Genomic DNA, 11,517 nt, shown 5'->3' with positions numbered 1-11,517 from the left:
CGAAGAGTTCGCCACTCGTAAACGCATCGGTGGGTCGTCCAACGATGACGAAAGCGCTACCCAGCGTTATGGCAAGTAGAACGACGAACCAGACGATGGCCATGCCTGATGAGACATCCTCAGGACGCCGCGATGCCGATGGATAATGGTCAGCTGTGCCGGCAAACCGGCCGCGACCGACAACCTGGTCGCAGGAACTGCAAATCGTCGACTGCCCTGAGGTCGCCGCCCCACATACTGCGCAAGTCATATTGTCCCCCTGTGCGGCGCGAGTGGGCGCCGCCTTTCCCTGTAAGCCCTTTATAGCAGATGCCTCAGGGCTCAAATCCATGGGGTATCGGACGGCCCAATGGGCCGCCACCTTCCGACCCGGTACACTTGTCTATCTGCGCGAAACACCACGAGAAAAGCAGTATGAGTAAGCAGGTGATTGCACTGGTTGGCGCCCCTACCGACATCGGCGCGGGACATCGAGGGGCCTCCATGGGGCCCGAAGCCTTACGCGTTGCCCAGTTGGCCGAGAAATTGCGCCGTCGCGGGCTGGAGGTCGTCGATCGCGGCAACCTGCATGGCCCGATGAACCCCTGGCAGCCGCCGGAGCACGGCTACCGTCACCTGCCTGAAGTCATCGCCTGGAATACCGCGGTGCACGGGGCGATTCATCACGAGCTGCAAGCCGGTCGCCTGCCGGTCATGCTGGGTGGCGATCACTGTCTGGCGATTGGTTCGATCAGCGCTGTCGCGCGCCACTGTCGCGAACAGGGTCGCAAGCTACGTGTGTTGTGGCTGGACGCGCATGCGGATTTCAACACGTCGCAAGTTACGCCATCGGGCAACATCCACGGCATGCCGGTCGCCTGCCTGTGCGGCAATGGGCCGCGCGAGCTGGTGGAAATCGGCGATAAAGTGCCCGTGGTGACGCCGGATGTCTTTCGTCAGATTGGCATCCGTTCGGTCGACGAAGGCGAGAAGCGTCTTGTGCGCGAAGCGAAGATGGATATCTACGACATGCGCCATATCGACGAAGTGGGCATGAAGCGCACGATGGAAGAAGCACTGGATGGTATGGACGCCGACACGCATCTGCATGTGAGCTTCGATGTGGATTTCCTCGACCCCTCCATTGCACCCGGTGTCGGAACGACTGTGCGTGGCGGACCGACCTATCGCGAAGCTCAGCTGTGCATGGAGATGATTGCCGACACGGGTCGTCTGGGTTCAGTGGATATCGTCGAGCTCAATCCGGCTTACGACAAACGCAATCAGACGGCGAAACTCGCTGTAGAACTGGTCGAATCGTTGTTCGGCAAGTCCACGTTGATGCGTGACCCTGATTAATCGGACTGCACATGGGTCGCGTTTTTTGCATTTCCCCGTACACTGCCTCAAATCAGCCCGCACGTTGCTGTGCGAAAATGTTCACTCGTTCGATGAATTAACTGTCGCCACATGCAAACACGTGTCCTAACCGGCATCACCACCACCGGCACGCCGCATCTTGGCAACTACGTCGGCGCCGTTCGCCCGGCCATTGCCGCGAGCCGCCGCGCCGATGTCGATGCGTTCTTCTTCATGGCCGACTATCACGCGCTGATTAAAAGCGACGACCCGGCGCGCATTGAACGATCGCGTCTGGAAATCGCTGCTACGTGGCTGGCGGCGGGACTCGATCCGAACAAGGTCACCTTCTACAAGCAGTCGGACATTCCGGAAATTCCGGAACTCACGTGGTTGCTCACTTGCGTCACCGCAAAAGGTCTTTTGAATCGCGCGCATGCGTACAAGGCTGCGGTCGACAAAAACACCGAAACCGGTGAAGACCCCGATGCGGGTATTACCGCCGGTTTGTACATGTATCCGGTGCTGATGGCGGCGGACATCTTGGCGTTCGATGCGAAGCAGGTGCCCGTCGGTCGCGATCAGATTCAGCATATTGAAATGGCGCGCGATATCGGTCAGCGCTTCAATCATATTTACGGCCGCGAGTTCTTCGTATTGCCTGAAGCGGTGATCGAAGAGCAAGTCGCTACGTTGCCGGGTCTGGATGGTCGCAAGATGTCCAAGAGCTACGACAACACTATTCCTTTGTTCGCAGGCGGTGCAAAGCACTTACGCGAGACGGTCATGCGCATCGTCACCGACTCGCGCACACCGGGTGAGCCGAAAGATCCCGATAGCTCCTCGCTCTTCACCATCTTTCACGCCTTTGCCAGCGACGCGGAAAGCGCAGCGTTCCGCCGGGCGCTGGAAGAAGGTATCGGCTGGGGCGAAGCCAAGCAGGTGTTGTACGAGCGCATCGAGGCCGATGTGGCGCCAATGCGTGAACGCTATGAAAGCCTCATCGCGCGTCCGGCGGCCATCGAAGAAATTTTGCGCGAAGGCGCGCGCAAGGCACGAGCGATTGCCGCACCGAAACTCGCCGAGCTTCGCGATGCGATCGGGCTGCGTGCGATGTCGTCCGTGACGATGCATGCAGGCTCCGCGAGGTTGCCGAACAAATCGATCAAGTCGCCGCGTTTTGCGAGTTTCCGCGACACCGATGGCAGCTTCCGTTTCCGGCTGTTCTCATCGGAGGGCGACGAGCTGTTGCTGTCTAAATCCTTCAAGGATCCCAAGGCAGCCGGTGCCGTGCAAAAGCAGATGAAAACGCTGGGTGGCACCGCCGCAACGTTGCATGTTTTGCCGCGGTCATTGGTGTTGGAGCTCGATGGTGAACCCGTAGCCAGCACGCCTGATTACGTCGACGAGTCTGCTCGCGATGAAGCACTCAGCTACTTGCGTGAGGCACTCGATATGCTCGCTGCGCAGGAAAAAGAAGCTTCGTAAAGGCTTTTGACTTAACGATATAGGCATATCTGTATCGCCAAGCATCCATTCACGCAGGCAACACGCACTAGTCAGGACTCATTGGATTTTCAGTCCATGCTCGCAGACATAAAAAAACCACCGGGTGCGGCGAGAAATCTACACGCCCGGTGGTTTTACGATATCGAGCCTTCGCAACATCAACTACTGCTTAGCACGCATTAGTGACCGCTTGTGCTGCTAGATGAGGCAGGCATAGAACTGCTGCTGCCTGCGCTTACGCTCAAGCCAGTGCCATCCACGCTCTTCACACCTTTCACCTGTTTGGCGAGATGCTCAACGCGGGTTCGCTGCTTCGCAGAGGCCACGGTGCCGGTCAGCGTCACCGCACCATCCGTTGTATTGACGGAAATATCCGACGACTTCACGCCTTTGGCCGCAGCCAGTTTCGATTTCACTTTGGTCGTGATCCAAGAGTCGTCCACCTTGCCGGGGACGGTTTCGTTACTGGACGATGGTGCTGAGCTCTGCGATTGTGGCGTGGCGCTTGAGGATTGCATGGCGGATGAGCTGGACGTGTCCTGCGCCATCGCCTGAGTCAGCGGCACAGCTGCGACGGCCATCATCACGGCACCAGCGATAAGTGTTTTGCGCAGAATGGACAGGTTACGCATGGCAATCTCCTTGGGCATATGAATCATTCATCTGCGAAGCAATCTGACGCGCAAGCATGCCCGTCCGTTTCACTTCACGAGACCATGGCAACAGTTCGCATGTAAAAACAATGTTGCAAAATGTCATGAGGCGTTGCGTTTGTTCAGGCACGTGTTGATCGTGCGAAGGGGTTGTTCGGCAAATGTTGGCCGTTATATCGCTACGGCGCATTATTTTGTAACGCTTTGGAACAACGGCATCGCGTGACGTCACAAGCGTGACACTGTCTTCTGATTAGCTAGCAAAGCCCGGATATCTGTGCCGGGTGCATAGCTATCGAGGAGATTTGCATGAGCGAGCACGAGATTCATCATCATCACCACGAAGCTGCAAAGCATCTGGACGAGGCAGCCAAGCATCATCGCGAAGCGGCGAAGCACGCCGAAACCGGCGACCACGAAACGGCAAGTCATCATGCGCACCTCGCGCATGGCCACAAACTGCACGCGATCGAGCACGCCGAACATGCTGCTAAGAAACACGCAGCAAAGCATCACAAGCACTAAGCGTTGCCCACGGTCATCTCAGGAAGTGGCACGGTCAAGGACGACCAACTCCGGCAAGTCGTTTCAGATGATCGAATCCATGAGCCTCATGCAAAAAGAGCGCAGCAGTGAATGCCGCGCTCTTTTCGTTTTTGCATGGACGGAAAGCTTAGAAGACGTGCTTCAGAATAATGAACAGCGTGCCGGCAAGAAGAATGGATGCAGGCAGCGTCAGCACCCATGCCATCAACAGATTGCGTACGGTGGCCCACTGCAGGCCTGAGCCATTCGCAGCCATCGTGCCTGCTACGCCCGATGTCAGCACATGCGTGGTGCTGACGGGCAAGTGATACGCGTCGGCAGCCATGATCAATCCCATCGCAACCAGTTCGGCTGATGCGCCTTGCGCATAGGTAAGGTGCTCCTTGCCGATCTTTTCGCCCACCGTTGTCACGATACGCTTCCAGCCGACCATTGTGCCGAGACCTAACGCGAGTGCGACAGCAACTTTGACCCACAACGGGATGAATTGCGTCGCCTTCACGCCCTGGGCGTGCCATGTGGTCAGTACATCGTGCTGCTCGGAGGTCACGCCGGGTGAGGCAAGGACGTAAGGAATCGCCGCGTCGGCAAGATAGATATCGTTACGTACGTTGCCCATCTGCTCCTGTGGAACGTTGCGCAGCGACTGACGATTGCCGATCTGACTATCGATCTCCGCAATCAATGCAGACATAGCAGGGATCGTATCCGGCAATAACTTGCGCTGCTGGATAGCCGTGGTGACGATCGTGCGAGGATCGCCGTTGACCTGAACTCCGTGATCAAGGCTCGCCAGTACTTGCTGAGCTTCCACCGACACTTGATGAAAACTCTTCACTTCTCCCCCGGATACGGCATTGTTCAATGCGTACGCGGTTGGAACGGTGCCAATCAGAATCAGCATGATCAAACCCATGCCTTTCTGACCGTCATTGGAGCCATGCGCGAAGCTCACACCCGTGCAGGTGAGAACGAGCAATCCGCGAATCGGCCACGGCGGCGGCTTCTTGCCTTCGGGTGCTTTATAGAGCGCAGGAATCTTCACCAGTCCCTTCAGCAAGAACATGAGCAAGCCAGCGAGGATGAAGCCTGCGATCGGTGAAAAGATTAAGCCCTTGAGCACGCCAATCGCCTGATTCCAGTCCACGCCGCTCGTGCCTGTCTTAAGCGACGTGAATTGATTTGCCAGGCCCACACCAATGATCGAGCCGATCAATGTGTGTGACGAGGAATTCGGCAGCCCGAAATACCACGTGCCGAGATTCCAGATGATCGCTGCAATCAGCAACGCGAAAACCATCGCGAAACCTGCGCCACTACCCACCTGCAAGATCAGCTCGACAGGAAGCAGCGATACGATGGTGAATGCCACTGCGCCGGTTGAGAAGAGCACACCAAGAAAGTTGAAAACGCCCGACCAAATCACTGCGAGATTGGCAGGCAATGAATTGGTATAGATCACCGTTGCCACGGCGTTGGCCGTGTCGTGGAAACCGTTGACGAATTCAAAACCCAGCGCAATCAGCAGCGCAATGCCCAACAGGATGAAAGGCCCGGAGGAATGTGTGCGGACGATGGAGAGATCTTCGATCAGGTGAACGCCTGCGTAGACGGCGCCCACCAACAATACCAAGGCAAAAATGATACCGAATATGCGCCCCGAACCTTGGCTCGTTGGTGACGCGGCTGTAGCTACAGCGACTTCCGTCTGCATGGCATGCCCCTTAGGTGGTCAGCCTGATGGAAGCTAAGGACTGCACAAGACAAATACGTGACAATCACGCGTATGAATGGTCAGGCTTGTTCTTGTTCAGCATGCTGCGGCGATAAGCGCCCGGGCCGACTTGATAATGTTTTTTGAACACTCGCCCGAAAGCGGCTTCTGACGCATAGCCGCATCGTTCGGCAACGTGATTGGCAGCCATTCCCTCATGCGTTAACAAACGCGCCGCCAATTCCATGCGGACCTGCGTGACCCATTCCAGGGGAGCCATGCCACTGCATTGCGTAAAGCGTCGCGCGAACGTTGCGCGCGAGAGGTGCGCCTGTTTGGCGAGTGCATCGACCGTCCACGCTTGCGCGGGGTTCTGTAATACGGCATCGACGGCACGACTGATGCGCGCATCGGCGAGCAACGCAAGCACACTGCCGTTGACGTATTTCTCGGTCATCACGCGACGCATCAACAACGTGAACAGCGCGGTGGAAAGTTCGTTGACGACCGCGGCGCTACCCGGTTTGGGTTCCACACTCTCGTCGCGCATCATGCCGATCAGCGACAGGATGGATGGGCGTTCTTTGGCACGTATGGGCAATACATCGGGCAGTGCGCGCAGCAGCCATATGCCTGCTTCTCCAAGTACGAATTCTCCGCACAACATTTCGAGCGTCGGGCCATCGCCATGATGGGTTATCTCGGTGACGACACCGTTGAAATACTGCTGCACGCTATCGTTCGACGGAGTGTTGTCCGCGTCCAGAGCGACGCTCTCCAGCACGTGACCCGCACCGTGCGGAAAGATGAGGATGTCGCCCGCCTCGAATTCCTGTGCGCTGGACCCGATACGCACGCGCACCTTTCCCGAAAAGATCACGTGATAGGGCACGTGACCCGGTGCCGCCTTTGGCTGGTCGGCGATCCAGATGCCGGCCAGCAGGCAGTGAAGGTCGACCCTGCCAGAAACCGAAAGCGTTCGGACGAGATGGCTGAGGCTATCCATGGGTCGCTTGAGACGAATGGGCAACAAAATGAACGTTTCTGTGCAGATTGATGCACGGGTGGTGCCTAAGATAACTCCACGGATGCAGCGATGCGAGTCGCTACGACCGCCAACTCAATCCCCCAATGGAGAAATCTCATGAACCGCCTTCATACCATCAACATCAACGAAGCCACCGGCGAAACCGAGCAATTGTTCAGCGCCATCAAGCGTGCCGTCGGCAAGGTGCCCAATGCCTATGCCACGCTCGGCAGCAACGCGCCGGCCGTGTTGGGCCAGGTGCTGCAAGCGGGCGCCGTGCTGAAGCAAGCGCAGTTGAATGCGCGCGAGCAGGATGCGATCAATCTTGCGATTAGTGAGGCATCCGGCTGTGATTACTGTGTGGCCGCACACAGCTTCACGGGCAAGCTCGCCGGATTCACCGCCGAGCAGATGCATGAGCTGCGAAACGGCGCATTCAGTGCCGATGCCAAGATCGATGCGCTGGTGAAGTTCGCCGTGAGCGTGGTGAAGACATCCGGCACCGTTCCCGCAGACGTAGTGGATGCCGTTAAACAGGCGGGTTACAGCGATCGTCAGATCGTCGAAGCGTTGTATGCCATTAGCGCAATTCTCTTCACCAACATGTTCAATCGCGTCAACGACACCGTGGTTGATTTCCCGAAGGTTGCCTAACGCCGGATGCAGAAACAAAAAAGCGATCGCCGATGCAGCGGCGATCGCTTAAGTTGAGGTTAGAACGTCCGCTAAGATCCGACTAACCGAGACACTTCGTTTTTATTAATCGAAATTATTACTGGGCAGAGCTCGAGGTCGACGGGGTCGCATGCTCGGCTTTGAACTGCTGCCATTCAGCCTGACGGGCCTGGAAGTTAGCCTTGTTGGTGGCAACCTGCGTCTGCTGGGTGCCGGTCAGCACGCTGTTGTAGATCTGGGCGTCGGCGGCAGCTTCTGCGGTGATGCGGGCAGTGGTGAGCTGACCTTCAGCCTGAGCGAGGCTTGCAGCGGCAGCCTGATAGCCCGACGAGCTCGGCGACAAGGCTTCGAACGCCTGGCGCTGCTGGTGGACGGCCTGGAACTGCGACTTAAGGCTGGAGAATTCCGACTGCTTGATCTGCTTGATCGACGCTTTCTGTGCATCCGTGAGGGTCACGCCGCGGAGGGGAAGGCCGCCGTCGTGGAAACCGTGGTGGCCGCCGTGGCCGCCGAAACCAGGACCAGGACCACCCTGAGCAAAGGCCAGCGCGGAACAGCCGATAGCCGCAGCCAGGATGATCGACAGAGTCATTGTCTTGCGCATAGTGAAGCTCCTGCGTGGGGGTTGTTGTTGGTGATTATTTGAATACAGGGGCGCGTATAAGATCTTTGCGGCGTGGTAAAGAAGGGTAAAGTCCTCGCCACTCATGCATGCGAGTCGTCCAAGTCCGCGTTTTACAAGGCCTAACCGGGCAGCCAATCGCGATAGGTAATGCGATAGTAGGCACCGGTACCCTCTTGGCTTCCCCACGACGAAACCATGTCCCGAATACTGATTGGCGATGACGACCGCGAGCTGTGCGCGCTGCTTTCTGAATATCTGCGCCGGGAAGGCCTGCAAGTGGAAGTGGTCCACGACGGCGAAGCTGTCCTGACGCAACTGCGCGATCCAGCCCTGCGCCCGGATCTGTTGATCCTCGATGTCATGCTCCCGGGCCGCAGTGGCCTGGACACCCTGCGCGACCTGCGTGCGCAGCATCGTCTGCCCGTCATCATGCTTTCCGGTCGCGGCGAGCCAGTCGATCGCGTGGTCGGTCTTGAGCTGGGCGCGGACGACTATCTGTCCAAACCGTGCCTCCCGCGCGAGTTGCTTGCACGCGTGCGTGCGCAGCTGCGGCGCCATTCGGCGGAAGGCGCGGGCGTGCTCACAGCAGGTGTGCTGCGCTTGATGCCCGCCGAGCGGCGTGCTTATGCCGGCGATCAAGAACTCAATCTCACCGGGGCGGAATTCTCATTGCTGTTGATGCTGGTGCAACGCGCGGGCGAAGTGATCGACAAGACATCGTTGACGCGCGTAGCACTTGGCCGCGAACTGGAGCGTTTCGATCGCAGCATCGATGTACACGTGAGTCGCCTGCGCCACAAACTGACCGAGGCTTCACCAAACGCGCCGCGCATCGATTCGATTCGCGGTGCCGGCTATGTGCTGTTGACCAACGCTGGAACGTAGGTATGAGCTCCTTCAAGAGTCCCTTCCGAAGTCCGTTGTTCTGGCGATTGCTGATCTACTTCTGCATTGCCAATCTGCTTGTGTTTGCGCTCAGCAGTTGGGTGACCAGCAGCTTCATCGCGTTTTCGTCGGAGCAGGACATCGATTGGGCAACCATCGCGCAGTCGGCAGAAGGGGCGTATGACACGGGTGGCACCGATGGTCTGACGACGTGGGCACAGCAACAGCGGGCGGAGGGCATCGACGCCACGCTGTATGAAAACGGGCAGCCGCTGCGCGAGATGCGCTTGCCACCCAGCGTGCGCGATTCACTGCCGCAATGGCTCGCCGAAGGTCAGAACCTCGCCTTGAATCCCTTTCCGGGTTTTTACATCGGCTTACAAAACGTGACCGGCAAGGACGGCCACACGCGGCAACTCGTCGGAGTCAGTAGCTCGCGTGCACGTATTTCGCGTCATATGCGCGAGAAAATCCTGCTGGGTTCGCAGCTGGCGCTTTCATTGTTGCTAGTTGGCGCAATCGGCTGGTGGGTGGCACGCAGTGTCTCGCGTCCGGTCGAAGCCATGCGCACAGCGACGCGAAAGATGGCCGCCGGAGAGTTCGCCACGCGCGTCGACAAACGGTGGAGTAGCGCGCATGACGAGCTGGGTCAGTTGGCGAGCGACTTCAATGGCATGGCCGAGCGTATCGAAGTGCTGGTCGCGCATGATCGTGGCGTGTTGCAGGATCTGTCGCATGAACTGCGGTCGCCGCTGGCACGCCTGCATCTGATCCTCGATCTTGCACAACACAGCGCCACACCAGAAGAGGCAGCTGCACACTTCAAGCATGCGGAGCGGGAGATTGCCCGCATGGATCGCATGACCGCCGAAATGCTGGCGCTCTCACGGCTTGAAGGCGGCCTGCCGGGCATGGAGCGCGATTCCTTCGATATCGCCGAACTCGTGAAAGAGCGCATGGATGCCGCGCACGTAGAAGCCGAAGCGCGCGGCATCGATTTGCAGATCCACAGCACCGGTCCGGTATTTGTGTGGGGCAGCGGCATTTTGCTGGAGCGTGCGCTGGACAACATCATTGCCAACGCGATCAAATTCAGTCCCGATTACGGTCGTGTTGACGTGGATGTCGAGCAAGATCAGCAGAATGCTGTCGTGCGCATTCGCGATCACGGTCCTGGCGTTCCATCGGAAGAACTCGGACTACTATTTCGCCCCTTTTTCCGCGGCACGAATGCGATGCATGCTAATGGGCATGGCTTGGGGCTGGCGATCGTGCATCGTGTTGTGCACGTACACGGCGGCGAAGTGATTGCCCAAAACGCAGAAGGCGGTGGACTGGCGATAACCATGCGCTTGCCGGGAGCTGAGGCAACGTAACACGGCATTTGCGATCGAATGATGCGTGACGGTGCCCCGCAGTAGCGGGATCTTCCGGAAGCAGACGCGCATGCAGGAATAGGGCCACGACGATGCCGAGGTAAATTGCGCATCGTTATAAATAGAAAAAGCGCCCTTCAGGGCGCTTTTTCTTTGAGCGTTTACCGGCAATCAGTTCGGCAGCGACAGATCGTCCAGCAGCGCCTTCAGGAAGCGAGCAGCTTCGCCACCCGTTGCAGCGCGATGGTCGAACGTCACGCTGATCGGCATGCGGCGATGTACTTCGATGCCGCCCATCACAGCCACCACGTCGTGACTCAGCTTGCCTGCACCGATGATGGCCACGCAGGGCGGCACAACCACGGGTGTCGCGTAGCGACCGGCGAACATGCCGAAGTTCGAAAGGCTGATCGTGTAGCCGCTCAGTTCCGACGACGGAATCGTGCGATCTTCCACCTGCGTGCGAAGACGCTTGATACCAGCGCGGATGCCTGCACTATCCAGCACGTCGGCATTGCGCAGTGCGGGCACGAACAAGCCGTCTTCCGTGTCCACGGCGATGCCGATGTCCACGTGCGGATGCAACGTGCGGGTAAGGTTCTTGCCGTCGAACCATGCGTTGAGCGCAGGCACAGCCTTGCACGCAGCGACGATGGAGCGAATCAGGCGAGCGGTGATGTCTTGCTTGCCGATCCACGCGTGCAGATCTGCATCATCTACCAGCGTGGTGGGAACCACGTTGGCATGTGCGTCGGCCATTACGCGCGCCATGTTGCGACGGACACCCTTCAGCTGTTCCGGCTGACCGCTTGCTTGCACGCTCGGCGGCGCGGTACGCACCGGCTTGCCAGCGAGCGAGGTCGCCGTGCGCGCCGGCTCCGGCTGCGGCAACTCGGGAGCGAGATGACGACCGGCGGAAGAGGACACTGCCCGCGCAGGCGCCGCACCGAGTGCTGCGGAGCCGTTTGCAGCCGCGTTCTTCACGTCCTGCAAGGTGACCACGCCGTCGGCGCCCGACGGTTTGACGCGCGCGATATCGACTTTGAGTTTCTTGGCGAGCGCGCGAACGGCCGGAACGGCCTTCACGCCACCCACGCTGGATGCCTGTTCGACGTGCACGTGACTGCCGCTGATCATCGCGCCAACCACGGTGCCTTCGTCTTCGCGAT

The 11,517-nt window shown here is 58.6% G+C and carries 11 protein-coding genes; 6 read left to right on the top strand and 5 right to left on the bottom strand.

The genetic code is table 11. The features are described 5' to 3' along the window. Positions 1-414 precede the first annotated feature (414 nt). Positions 415-1,338 carry an arginase gene (rocF, locus tag VK725_RS07520; protein WP_325317440.1) on the top strand — a complete coding sequence of 308 codons (924 nt, stop codon included), beginning with the start codon at positions 415-417 and terminating at the stop codon, positions 1,336-1,338. A 111-nt stretch (positions 1,339-1,449) separates the two neighbouring features. Next, positions 1,450-2,826, top strand: coding sequence for a tryptophan--tRNA ligase (locus tag VK725_RS07515; RefSeq protein WP_325317439.1), 1,377 nt, complete (start codon positions 1,450-1,452; stop codon positions 2,824-2,826). A 200-nt stretch (positions 2,827-3,026) separates the two neighbouring features. Here VK725_RS07515 and VK725_RS07510 read toward each other — a convergent pair whose 3' ends face one another. After that, the gene (locus tag VK725_RS07510; protein ID WP_325317438.1) at positions 3,027-3,479 is read right to left on the bottom strand and encodes a BON domain-containing protein; all 453 of its coding nucleotides are present in this window, start codon (positions 3,477-3,479) and stop codon (positions 3,027-3,029) included. A gap of 330 nt (positions 3,480-3,809) precedes the next feature. On the opposite strand from VK725_RS07510, the gene VK725_RS07505 reads away from it, so the two are divergent. After that, on the top strand, positions 3,810-4,025 hold the full coding sequence (locus tag VK725_RS07505; protein ID WP_325317437.1) for a hypothetical protein: 216 nt from the start codon (positions 3,810-3,812) through the stop codon (positions 4,023-4,025). A gap of 148 nt (positions 4,026-4,173) precedes the next feature. Here the strand turns inward: VK725_RS07505 and VK725_RS07500 are convergent, their stop codons facing one another. After that, a complete protein-coding gene (locus tag VK725_RS07500; RefSeq protein ID WP_325317436.1) occupies positions 4,174-5,760 on the bottom strand; it encodes an inorganic phosphate transporter in 1,587 nt (528 codons plus the stop codon). Between the two features lie 64 nt (positions 5,761-5,824). Next, a complete protein-coding gene (locus VK725_RS07495; RefSeq protein ID WP_325317435.1) occupies positions 5,825-6,766 on the bottom strand; it encodes an AraC family transcriptional regulator in 942 nt (313 codons plus the stop codon). 138 nt (positions 6,767-6,904) lie between these two features. Here VK725_RS07495 and VK725_RS07490 point away from each other — a divergent pair, with 138 nt between their 5' ends. Then, positions 6,905-7,441, top strand: coding sequence for a carboxymuconolactone decarboxylase family protein (locus VK725_RS07490; protein WP_325317434.1), 537 nt, complete (start codon positions 6,905-6,907; stop codon positions 7,439-7,441). A gap of 118 nt (positions 7,442-7,559) precedes the next feature. Here the strand turns inward: VK725_RS07490 and VK725_RS07485 are convergent, their stop codons facing one another. Beyond that, the gene (locus VK725_RS07485) at positions 7,560-8,066 is read right to left on the bottom strand and encodes a Spy/CpxP family protein refolding chaperone (RefSeq protein WP_325317433.1); all 507 of its coding nucleotides are present in this window, start codon (positions 8,064-8,066) and stop codon (positions 7,560-7,562) included. A gap of 216 nt (positions 8,067-8,282) precedes the next feature. Here VK725_RS07485 and VK725_RS07480 point away from each other — a divergent pair, with 216 nt between their 5' ends. After that, the gene (locus tag VK725_RS07480) at positions 8,283-8,972 is read left to right on the top strand and encodes a response regulator (RefSeq protein ID WP_325317432.1); all 690 of its coding nucleotides are present in this window, start codon (positions 8,283-8,285) and stop codon (positions 8,970-8,972) included. Positions 8,973-8,974: 2 nt separating this feature from the next. After that, a complete protein-coding gene (locus tag VK725_RS07475) occupies positions 8,975-10,348 on the top strand; it encodes a HAMP domain-containing sensor histidine kinase (protein WP_325317431.1) in 1,374 nt (457 codons plus the stop codon). Positions 10,349-10,519: 171 nt separating this feature from the next. Here the strand turns inward: VK725_RS07475 and VK725_RS07470 are convergent. After that, the coding region (locus VK725_RS07470) for a dihydrolipoamide acetyltransferase family protein (protein WP_325317430.1) at positions 10,520-11,517 on the bottom strand (998 nt) is incomplete at its 5' end.

Source organism: Dyella sp. (assembly GCF_035486915.1).
Classification (GTDB): domain Bacteria; phylum Pseudomonadota; class Gammaproteobacteria; order Xanthomonadales; family Rhodanobacteraceae; genus Dyella_B.
Note: the sequence above shows the minus strand (reverse complement) of the source record. Positions and strands in the feature narration are given on the sequence as shown.